This window comes from Streptomyces sp. NPDC096079 (assembly GCF_040303145.1).
Taxonomy (GTDB): domain Bacteria; phylum Actinomycetota; class Actinomycetes; order Streptomycetales; family Streptomycetaceae; genus Streptomyces.
In genome coordinates, this window is sequence record NZ_JBEOST010000017.1 from 108,377 (window position 1) to 127,299 (window position 18,923).

The window sequence follows — 18,923 nt, forward strand, 5'->3', positions numbered from 1 at the left end:
GGGGCCGGTCCTTCCGCAGGAGACAAGGGGATGAGTGTCGGATTCGGTGAGAGTCCGTGCGCGGTCGCACGGCCATCCGCGATCCTGTTGCCGACGTCGCATCTTCCCACTCTGAGAGGAAGTCCCCTCAGTGTCCCCTGCCACACCCGCCCCGGAGAGCGGGGGCGCGGCGCTCGAACTCCTCGTCCACGGAGTCGGCGGAGCGACCCCCCAGGACATGCTCGACGACCCCAGGACCGTGCGGGTCACCGGCGACCGGACGGCCGCCGTCTTCCGGCGCGGCGAGGACCTCGACGCCGAGGACCACCCCGAGCGCTACGCCGCCCGCCCGGTCCCGGAGGCGTACTGCTGGTCCAACCTGACCTCCGGCGACGGCGCCCGCGCCCTGTGGCTGCTGCTCCTGCCCTTCATGGTGGCCAACCTGGCGCACTGGATGCGGCCGCCGGCCCAGGGGCGGCAGGGCCTCGTCCGGCTCTACGGGGTCCTCGTCCGGCTCGTCGCCCTCACCCTCACCGTGCTCCTCACCGCCGCCGCCTGCGAGGTCGCGCTCGACCTGACGGCCTGGCAGTGCGCCGCCACCACGGCCTGCACCGACCGGTACTCGTGGCTCGGCTTCCTCTCCGCCGGACGCGACGGCTGGTGGTCGGTCCCCGGCCGCCGCCTGGCCCTCGCCGCCCTCGTGCCGACCGCGCTGGTCGGCCTGCTGTGGTACCTCTCCAACCGGACCTGGAGCGCCTACGAGGCGCAGCGCCCGCCCACCGGATACGACGCGCCCGTCACGGAACCCGCCCCGGACACGGAGGCCGCCGACGCCGCCGACCCCGCGGGCCCCGTCGAACTCCGCCCCGCGCTCGGCCGCCCCGGTTTCTGGTACGGCCGCCGCCTCGTCGCCCGCCTCAGGGCCGCGCACACCGCAGCCGGGTTCCTCACGGTCGCCGCCGCCCTCGTCACGGCCACCGCCCGGCACGACGCCGGCGCCCCCGGGCTCCGTACCGTCCTCGGCTGGATCCTCCAGGCCGCCGTCGCCGTCCTCGCCGTCGTGGTGCTCTGGGTCGTCTGCCGGCGCGGCCGCAGCGAGCGCAGGATCGACCTGCGCGTCGAACGGGCCCTGGTCTCCTGGCTGCCCGCCGCGTCCCTCACCCTGCTCGCGCTCACCGCCGTGCACGCGGGCTGGTCCCGCCCCGGCTGGACGTCGTCCGGAACCCTCCCCGGCGACGCCGTCTTCGGCGCCCTCACCCTCGTCCAGGGCGGACTCGTCGTCGCGCTCGGCGTCGTCGCCCTGCTCCTCCAACGGCCCCGCAGGGACCCCCGCACCGCGCTGCGCGGGCTCGGCGGGCCCGCCGTCGCCATGCTGGCCTGCGCGCTCGCGGGGGTCATGTCCGGGGGAGTGGCGCAGCGGGTCGCCGACTGGCTGGACGGCCCCGCCACCCCCGGCATGGGCGACCACGGCGGCCCCAGGATCGGCCCGCCGGTCCTCCTCAGCTGGCAGGCGTCGGTCATCCCCCTCCTGCTCCTGCTGCTGGTCGCGCCCGCCGCCCTGCTCGCCGTACGGACCGTCGTCGACGCCCGGCGGCTGCGGTCCGCCGTCGAGGCGGACTACGGCGCCGCCGACGAGCGCGACCCGGTCCGTACGGGACAGATCGCGACCGGCCGCGCCCGCGCCTCGCTCACCGACTCCGCGCCCGTCCTCGTCGGCGTGATCTCGGGCGCGACGCTGCTCCTCGGGGCCGCGTCCGTGGCCGGAGCCTGGGCCAGCGGCAACGTCCCCGGCCGGGCCTTCGACGGGGCCAGTCCCGCGATCGCCTCGCTCGCCTCCGCCACCCAGGCGCTCGGCTCCTGGATGATCGGCCTCGGCTTCCTGCTCTTCGTGACCTGGGGCCGCCGCGCCTACAAGGACGCCTCCGCCCGCCGCACCATCGGCATCCTCTGGGACGTCGGCACCTTCTGGCCGCGGGCCGCCCACCCCTTCGCCCCGCCCTGCTACGCCGAGCGGGCCGTCCCCGACCTCACCTGGCGGATGAGCTCCTGGACCCGCGCCACGGGCGGCCGGCTCGTCATCTCCGGGCACTCCCAGGGCAGCGTGCTCGCCGCGGCCGCCGTCTGGCAGCTGCGGCCCGCCACCCGTCGCCGGGTCGCCCTGCTCACGTACGGCTCCCCCCTGGAGCGGCTCTACGGCCGCTGGTTCCCCGCCTACTTCGGCCCCGAGGCGCTGCGCGGACTCAACCGCACGGTGCACTGCTGGAGCAATCTGTACCGCGCCACCGACCCCATCGGCGGTCCCGTCCGGGTCCCCGCGGAGGACGGCCGTCCGGCCGTCGACGGCGAGGTGCTGCTCGACCCGGTCGCGTACGGCCGCACCCGCGCGCATCCGCTGCCCGAACCGATCCTGGGGCACTCCGACTACCAGGCCGACCCGGCGTTCGCCCGCAGCCGCTCCGCGCTCCTCGACCGGCTCCCGCCCGCACTGCCCCATCAGCGCGGGGCGGACGAGGCCGTGGATCACGGGAGTTCGGGCAGGTCCTCCGGGTAGAGCAGGGTCAGGTCGTCCGTGCTCGCCTCGGCGAGCGCGGCGACCCGGCCCGCGTGCCGCTCCACCATCGACTCGAAGGTCTGCCGCGCCGTACGGCCGTTGCCGAACGCCGGACCCTTGGGCAGCTTCTCGAAGTACCTGAGCAGCGCCTCGTCCGTGCCCGGGGAGAGCCGGTACTCGTGCTCGTCCGCCTGCTGGCCGACGATCCGCAGCAGCTCCTCGGGCGTGTAGTCGCCGAAGGTGATGGTCCGGGAGAAACGGGAGGCCACACCGGGGTTGACGGTGAGGAAGCGCTCCATCTCGTGCGTGTACCCGGCGACGATGACCACCACCGCGTCCCGGTGGTCCTCCATCAGCTTCACGAGCGTGTCGATGGCCTCGCGGCCGAAGTCCCGCCCCGAGTCCTCCGGCGACAGCGCGTACGCCTCGTCGACGAAGAGCACCCCGCCGCGCGCCCGGTCGAAGGCCTCCTGCGTGCGGATCGCCGTCGAGCCGATGTGCTCGCCGACCAGGTCCACCCGGGAGACCTCCACCAGGTGCCCGCGCTCCAGCACCCCGAGCGAGGCGAGGATCTCGCCGTACAGCCGGGCGACCGTCGTCTTGCCCGTGCCCGGATTGCCCGTGAAGACCAGGTGGCGGCGGACCGAGGCGGCCTTGAGCCCCGCCTCCTGGCGCCTGCGCCCCACCTCGATCATGTTGGTGAGGGTCCGCACCTCCAGCTTGACGCTCTCCAGACCCACCAGGGCGTCCAGTTCGCCGAGCACGTCCTGCGAGGTGCGGGTCTCCGGCGCGGGCTCCGGCACGGGAGGCGCGGCCGGCGCGGGCGTGCGCGGCGGCGGAACCGTGCCGAGCAGCCCCGCCGACCGGCCGGCCGTCAGGACCGTGCCGCCGTCGGGTACGGAGGAGCGGACCGCGCTCTCGTCGCTGGTGCAGTCCTCGGCGCTCGCTCCCTCCTCGGGGAACTCGTAGCCGCCGCGCGCGCACCGCTCCGTACGGCAGGTGCGCAGGACCGTCCGGCAGCCGTCCGTGACGTGGAAGCCGTACCCGCCGCTGCCCGTCACCCGGCAGCCGTGGAAGGAGCCGCGGCCCTCCGCCGACACGTAGAAACCGGCCTCGGCGGGCGAGGTCACGACACACCGGTCGATCGTGGGGTCGGCGCCCTTGGTGACGATGACCCCGGTCTGCACGGAGTCGATGGTGCAGCCGCCGAGGGTGCCGCCGCTGCCGTGGTCGCGGAACCAGGCGCCGGTGGAGGCCTCCCGGATCCGGCAGTCGTCGAGCTGGGCCGTGGCCCCGTCGCTCACCGACACCGCCGTGTTCTTCACCTGGGTCAGGTCGCTGTCGACGACGTCCACGCGGGAGCCCCGGTCGAGGACGAACAGGGCGTCCGGCACGTCGTGCACCCGGCAGGCGTCGAGGACGGCGGTCGCGCCGTCGCTCACCCACACCGCCGGGTAGTCGCCCGTGCTGTCGTGGATCTCGCACTGGTTGGCGTCCACCCGCGTCCCCGGGTCCCACACCGAGAGGCCGTTGCGCCCGAAGCGGCGGACCGTCGACCGGGTCAGCGTGAGGACGGAGCGCGAGCGGAGGTCGACCGCGTTCTCCGGGACGTCGTGGATGTCGCAGTCCGAGAGGGTGAGCACCGCGTCCGTGTCGAGCGTGATGCCGTCCGCCGAGGTGCGGTGCACGGAGGAGTCGGTGAGGTGCGCGGTGGCGCGGGCCGCGATCTGCAGTCCGGCGCCCTTGATCTCGTACACCTCGCAGCCGATGCCCTCCAGGGCGCTGCCCTCGCCGGTGACGGCGATCCCCGCCCCGGAGGCGTGGTGCACCCGGCAGCGCTCCAGACGCGGATGCGCGCCGCCGCGCACCGAGACGCCCGCCTGCCCGGCGGAGACGATCTCGCACTCCTCGTACACCCCGCCCGCGCCGTCGAGCACGGCGATGCCGACTCCGGCCGGATTGTCGACCGTGCAGCGGCGGACCGTCGGGCGGGCGGCGCCCCGCACCTCGATCCCGGCGGCGGAGCGGGTCATGATCCGCAGGTCGAGCAGTTCGGGCGTGCCGTCCTCGACGAGCAGCGCGGGCGCGGCCACGTCCTGCCCCTCGATGTGCAGGTCCTGCACGGTGACGGAGGCGCGCAGGGTCAGCGGCACCCCGTCCGGGGGCGCGATCCGCACCGAACCGACCCCGCCCTCGGGGCCGCGCAGGGTGACGGCCCGCCGGACCACCAGGTTCTCCCGGTAGGTGCCGGGTGCGACGGTGAGGACGTCCCCGTCGCCGGCGGCCTCGAGGGCGGCGGCGAGAGAGGGGTACTCACCCGTGCGGCGCCGCCACCGCGATGTACCGGTGTGCGTCACCTGGACCGTGCCCTGTGCCATGGGTGTGTCCTGCCCCCGCCTCATGCCTCGCCGCTGATCCGATGCCCCACCGTAGCGCGCGCGGCGCCGCCGGGTTGACGGGTCGCCGGCCCGCGCCGGTGCCGGCGGGCGGGCACTGCCGAAGGCGCGTCAGGGCCGGTCCCGGGGCGGTCCGGAGCGGTCGGTCTCGGTCGCCGGGCGGTCGCACCCGAACGCGGTCCGGGCGTGGGGCGTGCCCGCCCCGCGAGCCCGGCATGCTCCGGAAGGCAGACCCCGGGCCGCCGCGCGTCAGCTTCCCGTGCCCGTGCGGCCCCAGTCGGGGCCCGCGGCGGCCCACGCGCGGTCCAGGCGCGCGTACCGCCGCACCATCAGTCTTCGGACGGCGAGACGGCGGAGCAGCTCCACGAGCAGCCCGGCGAGGAGCGCGGCCGTCAGACCGGCGATGACCGCGTGCGCCCGCGCCGTCCCCGGCTGCATCGGCGGCCCCGTCGGCCGCCCGTCCCGGTCCGTCCAGAGCGTGAACGCGGAGCCGGGCGTGGAGCGCTGCCGGACCGTGGCCACCGTCCCCGTGCGGACCGAGCCGTCCGGCGCCGTCCAGCGGGCCACGACGGAGCGCCGCAGCCGCTCCTCACCGGCGGTCTCGACGGACCGGGGACCGCTCACGGGCCCGTCGGCGAGCCGCACCACCCGGGCCGTCGTCGGCAGCCGCTGCTCCTGCTGCGCGCGGACCGCGCGCGACAGCGAGCCGTAGGCGGAGGTGCCCGCCGCCCAGGCGGTCACGGGCACCGCGAGGCAGAGCAGGACGGCCGCCGCGAACGCGACCCACGCCTCGACGAGATCGGTGGTCCGGCGCAGGGGATTGTGCCGCCAGCGCCAGAGTCCGGTGGCTGCGCGCACGTGTGGACCCCCTCGTTGTTCACCGCTCCTCCAACGAGTGTGCCCCGGGGGTGGGTTCCCCGCCCGTCGGGCCGGGGAAGTGTGACGCGCGCCGCCGGTCTCCCGGGCCCGGGAGACCGGCTCAGTCCAGGATCTTCACGGCGTCGCCGACCCGGACCGTGCCGGTGTGCTCGGGGACGAGGTTCTGGCCGAAGATGACCCGGCCGTCGCTCGTGCGGTGCCGGGCCAGGGTGCGCAGGGGCTCCTTGCCGCGCTCGGCGGTGAGCTGGTTCGTCGTGGTGACGACACAGCGGCCGCAGGGACGGGCGACGCGGAAGGTGACCTCTCCGACGGCGAGCCTCGTCCAGCCGTCCTCCGCCCAGGGGGCGGTGCCCTCGACGACCAGGTTCGGCCGGAACCGGTTCATGGGCAGGGGACCCTCGTCGGCGTGGTCGCCCTGGGCGATCAGGGAGTTGAGGGCGTCGAGCGAGGAGGTGGTGGCGACCAGCAGCGGATAGCCGTCGGCGAGGGTCACGGTCTCGCCGGGCAGCGCGTAGTCGGGGTCGACGGGACGCCGGTGCTCGGGCGCGTCCATGTGCACGAGCCGTACGTCGCTCTCCAGGAACGCCGAGAGCCAGGCGGCCGCGGCCGGGCCGGCCGGGACCACCTCGACGGGCTTGTCGAAGATCGACATGGTGAGGGTCGTCGAAGGGTGCGGTACCTCGACGTCCAGCACCGGGTGTCCGGGGGCGGACAGGGAGACGCCGCCGCCCGGCAGCGGCAGCGCCGTGGCCAGCGCCATCCGGGGGTGACGGCGCTGGGTCACGACCTTGTCCGCGGCGTCGACGACGGCCCAGCGGCGGTCCGCGGCCAGCCCCCAGGGCTGCACCTCGGCCTCCGTGCGGTCCAGCGCGCGCATGGCCTTCACCGGGTGGACGTGGACGGAGCGGAGCACAGATGTCGGCATGCCTTCATCCTGCCAGCCGCTCCGGCCACGCCGGAGCCCGGGAGCGAAGCCCGTCAGTAACCCCCGGCCTGGTACGGGCGGTTGTACGGGTCGTCGTACGGCGCGGGGGCGGGGACCGGCGCGGGCCGGGGCGCCGCCGGGCGCATCGCCTCGTAGCCGGCGGCGGCCGGGCGGGGCTGCTGCGGGTACGGGCCGCCCTGGTAGCCGCGCGGGGCCACCGGCTGCTGCGGGATGTACGGGGTCGGGGCGTGCTGCAGCGGGACGGGGGCCATCTGCGGCGCGGGCTGGGGGTAGCCGTAGCCGCTGTTGTAGGCGGGCTGCGGGGTGGGCGCCGCCGGAAGGGCGGGCAGCGCCGCGGGGAGCGCCGGCAGGTAGGAGCCGCTCACGGGGAAGCTGCTGCCGGTGTCGTAGGCGGCGGGCACTCGGATCGGGGCGATCTGAGGCGTGCCCCGCTCCGCGACCAGGGAGTCGTAGATCGGGGTGTCCGGGAAGGACGGCGCGGTGTGGTAACCGCCTCCATAGGTGGAGCGGGGGGAGGTCATGGCACATAAGTTAAGCCCACGATGTGCCGGTTGGGGAGCCCCCATCTTCGGGTCATCCGATTTACACTGGTTTTGTCGGCCTGACCTGCCAAAACATTCATAAAGAGCGTGTTAACGGCAGGGGGTTTCGGGGGGGTCCGGAACTCAGGATTATCGCCGTATTACCGACCGTAACAGCGTCCGCCGGCCGTGGCTCGACGACGCGGACGACGAGGGTCCGGTCGGTCGTGGCGCGCGGGCCGGCCGAACACCGTCGGCCGGCCCGCGCGCGTGACCGCTACGCGGGGTCGTACCTCTCGATCATGCGGATCGAGGGGTAGTACCAGTTCCCGGGATCGGTCTCCCAGCCCCCGACGTGGGAGTTGAGCGTGCCGTCCGGCTTCGCGGTCCAGGTGAGGGTCCTCACCTTGCCGTCCGAGTAGCCGTACACGCCGCCGATGTCGTCCCGGCCGTCGCCGTTGAAGTCACCGGTGACGATCTTGAGGCTCGGGCGCCAGAAGTTGTCGGGCGCGATGGTCCACACCTGCTTTCGGCCGCCGAACTTTCCGTCGGTGCCGGTCGCCGTGAAACTGATCATCTCGTCGTGGCCGTCGCCGTAGTCGTACCAGGTGACGATGTCGTCCCGGCCGTCGCCGTTGAAGTCGCCCGAGTGGACCGAGGTCGCCTCGAAGCTGCCCCAATCGGTGCTGCTCCAGCCGGATACCGGTTCGTTGAAGGCGCCGTTGGCCTTGGCGGTGAAGGTGAACAGCTTCGTATCGCCGTTGGAATAGCCGTAGAAGGCGGCGATGTCGTCGCGGCCGTCCGCGTTGTAGTCACCGGTGGTGAACTTCATGTTCGGCGCGTGCCAGCCGTCGGCCCTGTAGAAGGACGAGAAGGGGTAGTTGAACCCTCCCCTGACATTGGCGATGAAGGTGAACAGCTTGTCGCTGCCGTCCCCGTAGGCGTACCAGGTGGCGATGTCGTCGCGTCCGTCGCCGTTGAAGTCACCGGACAGGACGCGGATCGCGTCGAAGTTCCAGTTTCCGGCGTCCACTTCCCAGGAGACGGACGGGGCGTTGAAGAAGCCGTCGCCCTTGCCGAGCCAGGTGCGCAGGTTCAGGCGGCCGTCCTCGTATCCGTAGAAGGACGCGACGTCCCCGATGCCGTCGCCGTTGAAGTCGCCGGTGGTCTGCTTCATGTTCTCGGCCCAGTAGTTACCGGGTTCGACCTCCCACGCGTGGATGGGGGGCTTGAAGGTGCCGTCGGCGTTGGTGGTGAAGGTGTGGAGCTTGTCGCTGCCGTCGCCGTAGGCGTACCAGTCGGCCATGTCGCTGCGGCCGTCGCTGTTGTAGTCGTGCCGGATGGCGGTGCCGCTGGACCAGAACGACTGGCCCTTGGCGTCGTACAGCGTCAGGTCACCGCGGTCGTGGAGCACCGCGTAGCCGTCGGCCGTGGAGGACGGGGCGTTGGTGGACTTGGCGACGGTGCCGTCCGTCCGGACGACCGAGATGTTGCCGTCGCGCTCCACCCGCGCGGTCGCGCCGTTGTTGCCGATGGTGCTGGTGGCCCAGAGGACCTTGCCGGCCTTGGACTTGATGACGAGGTTGCCGTCGACGCCCATGGTCAGCGAGTTGGAGCGGGTGGTGACGGTCTCGCCGGAGGAGATGACGGCTCCGGGGAACAGACGGGCGCCGCCGACGATGCCGTCGATGGTGAACTGGGTACCGAAACCGGTGAGGTTGGTCGGCGTGCCGGTGCCGTGCCAGGCCGTCATCGTGTTGTCGGTCCTGCGGGCCCACAGGTCGACGATGCCGTCGCCGACGACGGTGGCGCCGGTGGCCGGCTTCTGGCCGTCGAAGTCCCCGGGGGTGCCGAAGCTGGTGTACTTGCTCTTGGGCAGCAGTCCGGTGGCGATCTTCGTGCGGTTCGCCTCGGCGCCCCACTGCTCGTAGTCGAACTTGCCGAGCTTCAGGGAACCGTAGGAGCGGTACAGGTCGCCCGTGGCGTCCTCACGCAGGATCAGGTCGGCCAGGCCGTCGCCGTTGAGGTCGCCGGGCGTGGCGATGGTGAACCTGTCCCAGTCGAGGCCGCCGACGCGCTTGGCGCCGCCCGCCGCCGTGAGGTTCGCCTGCCGGCTGCCCCGGTAGACCCAGAGCTTGTTCCCGTCCTTGACCAGGACGTCCGGTGCCTTGTCCTGGTTGGTGTCCGTCACCGCGACCTGGGTCGCCTTGAGCCAGTACTTCGGGCCGGCGGCTTCGAACCTGGTGAAGCGGTTCGGGTCGATCACGCCGGATCCGGCGCCGGTGTAGTAACCCATCCGGTAGCCGCTGTCCGCGGTGTTGTACTCGAGGGCGACGAGGTCGTTGTAGCCGTCCTCGCCCCAGTCACCGCTGTAGGCGACCTGCTCGTCGGGGAAGGACTTGGCGTCGCTTTCGCCGAGCTGTCCGCCGTTGACTGCGGCGCTGAAGGCGGAGCGTCCCAGTCCGGAGTAGGTGATCAGGGCGCCGTAGCGGTCGACGCTCCAGATGTCGGCGAACTTGTCGCCGTTGAGGTCACCGTCGGCGTCGCGTTCCTTCGACGCGCGGTTGGCGTAGTAGAGGTAGGTGGCGGTGTCCGAACGGTTGCCGGCCTTGTCGACGCCGTAGGCGTAGATGAGGTGGGGTCCCACCGAGGAGACGAACGTCGTGACGGTCGCCTTCGACACGGGGGTCTCGCGGACCTTGGGGTCGGTGTCGGTCCACCACACGTAGGTCTGGACGCCGTCGGCCGCGTTGGAGCCGAAGGCGAACTTGGCGTTGTTGCGCGAGGGGCCGGTGTTTCCGGGCCATCCGTTGTTGCCGGGCGGGTAGACGCCGCCCACGGAGGTGATCGTCGGCGGCTTGGAGGGGCGTGTCCGGTCGACGGTGAACTTGCAGACCGGGCTCCACTCGGACGGCGCCCTCTCCTTGTCGAGCGCGCGCACCCGCCAGGTGTAGCTGCCGGTGGGGGTGTCGCCGGCGGGCAGGAGGACCGTGACGACCCGGCCGTTGATCGCGCCGGGGATCGAGTAGGTCTTGGGCGCGGTCGTCGCTCCGTCCAGTTCGAACTCGGCGGTGAGGTTGCCCGTCTCGTCGTCCCGCACGCGCGCGTGGAGGCTGACGGCGGTGTTGCCGATGGCGCCGCCCGCGGTGCAGGGCGTGTAGGGGCTGGTGCCGAGCTGGTCGGGAGCCGGGGGCGGGGTGTTGTAGTGGAATTCGAGCACCGCCTTCTTCGGGTCGAACTTCTTCCACCCGTAGGGAGTGCTCTCGTTGGCGTAGAGGCCGAGCGTGATGGTCCGGTCGCCCCTCTTGGCCGCCGGTGCCACGGCGCGGGTGGCGTCGAACTCCAGGTTTCCCGGTGCCTTGTCGCCCCATCCCTTCGATTCCTGGACGGTGGACAGGACGGTGCCGACCTTGTTGGGGTGCTTGTTCCAGGTGGTGGCCCGTGAGATTCCGTCGACCTGCCACAGGTAGGTGGGGTTGTCCTGGGGGGACCAGGACCAGGTGTTCCAGATCCGGAACGTCGCCTTGGTGACGTCCGTCTTCGCGACGGCGCCGAGGTTCATCTGGAAGAAGGACTGCGACGTCCCGCCGGTCTCGGACTCGTAGCCCACGCGGGCGACGTCCTTCTTGTCCCAGTAGGAGTTGTCCGGCCAGAGGTCGTGGATCCGGGTCCAGTGGTTCGTCTCGCCGTAGTCGATCTCGGGATCGATGTAGACGGGGTAGGTGGTGTCCTGGCCCTGGAGCAGCTGCTGGTCGGGGGTGATGGTCAGGACGTCGCCGTTGAGGGCGGTCGGCATCACGGACTCGGTGGAGCCGGAGCCGGGCTCGAAGGGGTCGGTCGGCTCCGTCGCCGTGTCCTCCGCTGCCATCGCGGACATGGCGGACATGCCGCCCGCGGGCGGAGTGGGGGAGTCCCACATGGCCGGGGCCGTGCTGGTGAAGACCTCCTGGCCGACCGCGTCCGTGGCCACCAGCATGCTCGTCTCGCTGTCCTTGGCCAGGGTCAGCCCGACGGTGTCGGTGGTGAAGCGGAGCTGGTCGAGCTCGGGGTTGGCGGCGGCCTCGCGGGTCTTGACGACCAGCACCTGCGAGAAGCTCTCGACCTCGGCCTTGAGCTGCAGGTCCACACCCGGCAGCACCTCGGCGTAGGTGGCGACGTTCCCGTCGAGCGTGGGGACCGGCAGCGGCTTGGTCCAGGTGAGGCTGAGGGTTCGGCCGTCCTGGACGCCGGTGACCATCGGGCCGGTCCCGCCCCCGGAGAAGCGCACGCCCACCGAGGTCGCCTTGGGCACGACGGATCCGTCGGCGGCGAAGACGAGGGTGGGGTCGGCGTCGACCCACACCCCTTCCTGGAGGACCCGGACCACCGAGCCGTGCTGCGCGACCTTGAAGGTCCCGTCCGGCAGCGCCCAGGTGTCGGCGGATTCCTGGCGGCGCGATATCAGCTCGACCGGCTGACCCGAGGCGGCGGCGTCGAGCGATGCCTTTTCGGCCTCCGTCATCGAACCGTCCGCCACGGGATCCGACGCGAGGACGGCGGGCGCGACACCGGGCACGGCCGCCCGGGCCGGCAGAACGCTCACCCCCGTGGTCAGGAGTCCCCCCGCGAGCGCGGCGACGAGCAATCGTCTTGCCCGTCTGCCGGACGCCCCTCCCTTATGGAATGTCATGGACACGCAATCCCCTCCCTATTGAGAAAAACGCGCCCAGCTTAACCCCGGCCCCGCTTTCGAGTAATTGGCCAATTCCATTCTTCTAAGGCCTAATGATCTTGAAACGGGCATTCTGCCCAAGGTTCGTATTCGCCGCTGATGACCTGTTTCCGAGCTCTTTCCCGCCGGGGGATTTGATACTGTGCGGCGAATTTCTGTAACTCTGTAAGGGGTGGGACGTGCGCCTATTCGGCGAGCGTGGATGGATAGGGGCGGTTTCAACCGCATTGCTTGTGGGCCTGTTGCCCGCGAGCGCCGTGGCGGCACCGGCGGCCCGCGGCGGTGCGGATCTGCCCGAGCTGAAGCAGCCCTCGGCCGTCGCGGTCAAGGACATGCGGTTCGGCCGCGACGGTGTCCGCTCCGGTGCGGCCGCGCCGGCATGGGTGGCTCCGAAGGTGACATGGCCCACGCCCGGGGCGGAGACCGTCGCGGTCGACGCGGGCGCGACGCCGAAGCGGGGGAAGATCCTGCCCGTCGCGGTCGCGGCGTCGTCCCGTGCGCGCGGAGCGAAGCAGCGGCCGGCGAAGGTCAGGGTGTCGATGGCCGGTGTCGACGCCGCCCGGAAGGCGGGCGTCGAGGGCGTTCTGCTGTCCGTGGGCCGCGCCGACGGGGCGTCCTCCGGCGGCAGCGCGCGGGTCGAGATCAGCTACGACGCGTTCCGGGGCGCGTACGGAGGTGGCTGGGCCTCGCGCCTGCGCCTCGTGCAGATGCCGGCCTGCGCCCTGACGACTCCGGAGAAGGCGGCCTGTCGTACGGGCACGCCGCTGCCGACGAAGAACGACACGGAGACCCGCAAGCTCGGTGCGGACGTGTCCCTCGCGCCGAGCGCCGTCAAGGGTTCGGGCGCGACGGTGCTGGCCGTCACGGCCGGTGACAGCGGCCCGACGGGGACGTACAAGGCGACCTCGCTGGAGCCGTCCGGGGCGTGGAGCGCGGGCGGATCGACAGGTGCCTTCAACTGGTCGTACCCGATCTCCGTGCCCGCCGTTCCGGGCGGAATCCAGCCCGGCATCGCGCTGAACTACAACTCGCAGGCGGTGGATGGCCTCACGGGGGCGTCGAACGCGCAGCCGAGCTGGATCGGTGACGGCTGGGACTGGAGCCCGGGATACGTCGAGCGCCGTTACAAGTCGTGTGAGGACGACAAGACCGGCGGTACGAACACGGTCAAGGTCGGCGACCTGTGCTGGTTCAAGGACAACGCGGTGCTCTCCCTGGGCGGGAAGACCACCGAGCTCGTCTACGAGTCCGGAAAGGGCTGGCGCACCGCGAACGACGCGGCCGAGAAGGTCGAGAAGCTGACCGGCGCCGACAACAACGACGGTGGCACGGCCGGTGTCGACGGTGTCGGTGAGCACTGGAAGATCACGACCGCGGACGGCACCCAGTACTTCTTCGGCCGGAACAAGCTTCCCGCCTGGCAGAACAACGGCACCCTGGCCGACGACCCCGTGACCAACTCGGCATGGCAGGTACCCGTCTTCGGCAACCACTCCGGTGAGCCGTGCTACAACGCCTCCTTCGCGGCCGCATGGTGCCAGCAGACCTGGCGCTGGAACCTCGACTACGTCGTCGACCCGCGTGGCAACGCGATGGCGTACTACTGGAAGAAGGACGTCAACAACTACGGGCGGAACGTCAACCCGACGACCGGTGTCTCCACCAAGACCCCTTATGACCGGGGCGGCGCCCTCGACCGTATCGAGTACGGACTGAACGACACGGCGCCCTACCGGTCGAAGGCCATGGCCAAGGTCAATTTCGCCGTCGACGAGCGCTGTGTGCTCACCACCTGCGGCACCTTCGACGCGACGAACGCCAAGAACTGGCCCGACGTCCCCTTCGACCTGTACTGCAAGGACACCGCCACGACGTGCCCGGGCAATTCATCGCCCTCGTTCTGGTCGCGCACCCGTCTGAAGAGCATCACCACCCAGGTCCTGACCGGCGGCGCCTACAAGGACGTCGACAGCTGGGCACTGGCCCACAGCTATCCGCCGGGCTCGGGTGATGGGATCTCTACCCCGATGTGGCTGGACAGCATCACCCGCACCGGCAAGAGCGGCACCACCCCCGTCGGGCTGAACCCCGTGAAGTTCACCCCGGTGCAGAAGCCCAACCGTGTGGACGCGGTGGGCGACGGCCTGGCTCCGTTCGTGCGGATGCGGATCGCGAGCATCACCACGGAGTCCGGCGGCGCCATCGGCGTCAGCTACCTCGACACCGGCTGCACCCCGGCCAACCTGCCGCCCGCCGACGCCACCAACACCACGCGCTGCTACCCGGTGAAATGGGCTTTCGAGGGCGACACCAAGAAGACCGACTGGTTCCATTCCTACGTCGTCGACACGGTGACCGAGGACGACAACGTCCTTTCCACGCCCAATACGCTGACGAAGTACTCGTACCTCGGCGGTGCGAAGTGGGCGAAGAGCAAGGACGAGTTCAGCAAGCCCGAAGACCTGACATATTCGGTCGCCCGCGGATACGGACGCGTCCAGGTCCGCAAGGGTGACGTGACCGTTCCGAAGACGCTGACGGAGAATCGCTATTTCCGCGGCATCGAAGGAGAAGAGGTCACCGACTCCGCGGACGTCCCGGTCACGGACCGCGAGCAGTTCGCCGGCATGCTGCGCGAGACCGCCGTCTACAACGGCGACGGCGGCGCCCTGGTCTCGGCCACCTCGTACACGCCGTGGCGTTCCGCGCCGACGGCCACCCGCAGCCGTCCGGCCGCGGTCGGCGACCTCGTCGCGTACTACACGAACGTCGGTACCGAGGAGACCCGGACCACGGTCACCGGGGGCACGCGCAGGACGAAGCTGGTCAGGACCTTCGACGGATACGGCCTGCTCGCGTCCGAATCGCAGCTCGGCGACGTCGCCAAGGAGGGTGACGAGACCTGCACCCTCACCACGTACGCGCGGAACACCGGCATCAACCTGCTGACCCCCGTGGCGCGTGTGGAGAAGCTGGCCGCGGACTGCGAGTCGAGCACCATCACCCGTCCCGGCGACGTCATCGACGACACCCGGACCTCCTACGACGGCGGCGCCTACGGAGCGGCACCGACCAAGGGCTACGTCACCCGCATCGAGCGCACCAACGGCACCGGCTACGACACCGTCAGCTCCGTGCCCTCCACCTGCGGCACCGGCAAGACCCAGCTCTGCTTCGACCAGTACGGCCGCTCCCTGGCCACCGCGAACGCCGACGGAGAGATCTCCACCACCGCGTACTCCCCGGCGACGGGCGAGGTGCCGACGAAGGTGACGCTCACCAACCAGCTCGGCCACGCGACCGTCACGGAGTCCGAGCCGCTGCGCGGCCGGACGACGAAGATCACCGATGCCAACGGTCACGTCACCACGATGACCTACGACGCCCTCGGCCGCGCCGACAAGGTCTGGCTCGCCACCCGGCCCCAGGCGTCGTACCCGAACGGCCCGAACATCGACTTCGACTACCTCATCCGCACCAACGACTCCAGCGTCGTCACGAAGAAGGTCCTCGACCACAACTCCGAGTACCAGAGCACCTACGAGCACCTCGACGGCCTCCTGCGCTCCCGGCAGACCCAGACCAGGTCGCCCGACCGTGTCGGCTCCCTCGTCAGCGAGACGTTCTACAACTCGCGCGGCGAGGCGTGGCTCGCCTCCGGCACCTACTTCGTGGCCCAGCAGCCCTCCACCTCGCCCGTCACCGGGCAGGAGACGAAGTACCCGGCCTCGACCGAGACGACCTTCGACGGCGCCGGCCGGCCCACCACCGTGGTCTCCAAGCGGTTCACCGACCCGAAGGAGACCTCCACCACCACGTACACGGGCGACACCACCACCGTCGTCCCGCCGGACGGCGGCACCGCGCAGACCACCGTCGTCGACGCGCTGGGCAGGACCACGGAAGTCCGCGAGTACGCGGGCGCCGGCCTGACCGCCCCGCAGTCCACCCGCTTCGCCTACGACAAGCGCGGATACCTGGAGCAGATCACCGACGCCTCCGGGGCGAAGTGGTCCTACACCCACGACGCCCGAGGCCGTCAGACCCAGGCGGTCGACCCCGACAAGGGCACGGTCAAGACGACCTACGACAAGGCGGACCGTGCGGTCGACACGACGTCGGTGCGCACCACCGAACCGTCGGTCACCCTGCACAGCACCTATGACAGGCTCGGACGCCCCACCACCCTGACCAAGGGCACCACCAAGCTCTCCGAGTGGACGTACGACACCGTCGCCAAGGGCCTGCCCACCGCGGCGATCCGCTACGACAACGGCAACGCGTACACCAGCGAGGTCACCTCGTACGACGAGCTGGACCGCGCGGTCGGCACCAAGGTCACCATCCCCGACGTCGAAGGCGCTCTCAAGGGCACCTACGAGTGGACCAACTACTACGACCAGAACACCGGCCTGCTGCAGGCGACGGAGCAGCCCGAGATCGGTGACCTGCCGGCCGAGATGGTCTCCTACAGCTACACCACCGGAGGCCAGCCCAACACCCTGCACGCCGGCACCGACCCGCTGATCGCGGCAGCCACGTACGACCACTACGGCCGCAACACGCGACTGGAATACGGCAGCTTCGGCCGGCAGGTGTTCGTCACCAACGAGTACGACGACCACACCAACAACCTGACGCGCACGTACACCGACCGCGAGCTCGCACCCCAGCGCGTCGCGGACAGCCGCTACACCTACGACCTCGCGGGCAACATCACCCAGGTCGCCACCGCCCACGGCCAGGACGCCGCGCGCACCACGGACACCCAGTGCTTCGGCCTGGACGCCCTGCGACGCGTCACCCAGGCCTGGACGAACACCGGCGAGACCTGTGCGGCCGCGCCCTCCGCGGGCGTCGTCGGCGGCGAGGACCCGTACTGGACCACCTACACCTACGACGCCGTCGGCAACCGCAAGACCGAGACGCAGCACCAGACGCCGGCCGGCCCGACCGCCGACACCGTGCGCACGTACGCGGCCCCCACCCCCGGCAAGCACGACCTGACCTCGGTCACCCAGACCGGAACCGACCCGCGCACCGAGACCTACACCTACGACGACAACGGCAACACCAAGACCCGGAAGATCGGCAACAGCGCACTCGAAACCCTCGAGTGGGACGACGAGGGCCATCTGAAGTCCCTCACCAAGGTCACCGACACCACCGGCTACCTGTACGACACCGCCGGCCAGCGGCTGATCCGCCGCGACTCCACCGGCACCACGCTCTACCTGCCCGAAGGCAACGAGCTCCTGCTCAAGAAGGGCGCGAGCACCGCCACCGGAACCCGCTACTACGGCGGCACCGCGCTCCGCACGGCCAAGGGCATCTCCTTCGTCCTCGCCGACCACCAGGGCACCGGAACCACCCAGATCACCGCCGACGCCCAGCAGACCGTCACCCGCCGCAAGACCACCATCTTCGGCGCACCGCGCGGCAACCAGCCCGCGGACTGGACGGGCGACAAGGGCTTCGTCGGCGGCACCAGGGATCCCGACACCGGCCTCACCCACATCGGCGCCCGCGAATACGACCCGAACCTGGGCCGTTTCGTCAGCGTCGACCCCCTGCTGGAGATCGAGAAGCTCCAGACCCTCACGGGCTACAGCTACGCCGCCAACAACCCCGTCACCTTCTCGGACCCGACGGGCCTGGGACTCGACGACGGCACCGGCCACACCGAGGTCGAGACGCCGGGCACGGGGCAGGGGCACGGCGTCCAGCGCTGGGACACCGGCCAGACGCTCACGGTCAACGACATCGCCGCGAACGACGACGCGGTCAACCGGGTCGAGGACTTCATCACCACCACGGCGAGGAAGAACCTCGGCACCGGTGACGCGTACAAGAAGTGGCGCAAGGCGTACCAGAAGGAAATCCACACAGCGCCGTACCGCGACTACCTGATCCCCGAGGACCTGGTCGCCGCCGCCGCGAACTCCTGCTACGGAGACAACCGCGGAATCTGCACGCACGACATGGAGGAGGACCTCAAGTACCTCGACATCTTCAAGATCATGGTCGTCGCCGCGACGTACGGCGACGACAACGGGATTCGTGCCGCGGGCCGAGGCGGCAAGGGCGGGGGCAAGGCGGGGCCGAAGGCCACGGAGCCGTCGACTCCGCTGCGTTACTGCAACCAGTGCTTCCTCGCGGGCACGGACGTCCTCATGGCCGACGGAACCACCAAGGACATCGAGACGATCAAGGTCGGCGACGAGGTCCTGGCCACGGACCCGGACACCGGTAAGCAGGGCGCCCGCAAGGTCACCCAGCTCATCGTCACCGAGGACGACAAACACTTCGACGAGCTGACGGTCGCGACACCCGACGGCCCCGCGAAGCTCACCGCCACGTTCGAGCACCCCTTCTGGGTCGCCTCCGAGAAGCGCTGGCTCGAAGCCCGCGACCTCAAGCCGGGCATGACGCTCCGCACGAACCGCGGCGCCGAGATCACCATCACGGCGAACCGTCCGTACACGCAGCACGCGCGCACGTACAACCTCACGGTCGAGGACCTGCACACGTACTATGTGCTGGCCGGTGCCACCCCGCTGCTCGTGCACAATTCGAGCTGCCCGCCGTGGACCTCGGTGCGTCAGTACGACGGCGATGGTCACCCGGTAGACGGAACGCGTATATCGACGGATGACGCACTCGGTGCGGCAGAGAAGTGGCTCGGTCCTGGCTATAGGGAGCCCGTGCCGGGTAGCGGTCGGTATGTGTCTCGGGATGGCACCCGCGTTGCGCGAATGGGTGAATCGGATATCACTGGCCAGCATGGCGGCGGCCCGCACATGAACTTCGAGCGGCTTGGGCCCAATCCGAAGAAGCCCGGAAAGCCGATGGTCGTTGAAAATCGACACATCTACCTGGAGTAGGAAGCGTCGGACCGCTCTGCTGCTTGGGCGGTGTGGCCTGCTTCAGGTGTCGACCT

Annotated in this window: 7 protein-coding genes; 2 read left to right on the top strand and 5 right to left on the bottom strand. The window is 71.0% G+C overall.

Annotation, left to right across the window (positions count from 1 at the left end):
• The first annotated feature begins 130 nt into the window (after positions 1-130).
• Positions 131-2,530 carry a hypothetical protein gene (locus ABTY59_RS28365; RefSeq protein ID WP_352021881.1) on the top strand — a complete coding sequence of 800 codons (2,400 nt, stop codon included), beginning with the start codon at positions 131-133 and terminating at the stop codon, positions 2,528-2,530.
• Here ABTY59_RS28365 and ABTY59_RS28370 read toward each other — a convergent pair.
• The 5 genes from ABTY59_RS28370 to ABTY59_RS28390 form a co-directional block, all read right to left on the bottom strand.
• Positions 2,500-4,908 carry a right-handed parallel beta-helix repeat-containing protein gene (locus ABTY59_RS28370; protein ID WP_352021882.1) on the bottom strand — a complete coding sequence of 803 codons (2,409 nt, stop codon included), beginning with the start codon at positions 4,906-4,908 and terminating at the stop codon, positions 2,500-2,502. The genes ABTY59_RS28365 and ABTY59_RS28370 overlap by 31 nt on opposite strands.
• Positions 4,909-5,175: 267 nt before the next feature.
• Positions 5,176-5,784 (bottom strand): Rv1733c family protein, encoded by a 609-nt coding sequence (locus ABTY59_RS28375; protein WP_352021883.1) that lies wholly within the window; start codon positions 5,782-5,784, stop codon positions 5,176-5,178.
• A 121-nt stretch (positions 5,785-5,905) separates the two neighbouring features.
• Positions 5,906-6,730: an MOSC domain-containing protein gene (locus ABTY59_RS28380; protein WP_352021884.1), complete on the bottom strand. Its 825-nt coding sequence runs from the start codon at positions 6,728-6,730 to the stop codon at positions 5,906-5,908.
• A 53-nt stretch (positions 6,731-6,783) separates the two neighbouring features.
• A complete protein-coding gene (locus ABTY59_RS28385; RefSeq protein WP_352021885.1) occupies positions 6,784-7,272 on the bottom strand; it encodes a DUF6643 family protein in 489 nt (162 codons plus the stop codon).
• A gap of 277 nt (positions 7,273-7,549) precedes the next feature.
• Positions 7,550-11,773, bottom strand: a complete 4,224-nt coding sequence (locus tag ABTY59_RS28390) for an FG-GAP-like repeat-containing protein (protein WP_352021886.1) — start codon at positions 11,771-11,773, stop codon at positions 7,550-7,552.
• Between the two features lie 443 nt (positions 11,774-12,216).
• Here ABTY59_RS28390 and ABTY59_RS28395 point away from each other — a divergent pair, with 443 nt between their 5' ends.
• Complete coding sequence (locus ABTY59_RS28395) at positions 12,217-18,867, top strand: polymorphic toxin-type HINT domain-containing protein (RefSeq protein WP_352021887.1); 6,651 nt, start codon at positions 12,217-12,219, stop codon at positions 18,865-18,867.
• The last annotated feature ends 56 nt before the right edge of the window (positions 18,868-18,923 follow it).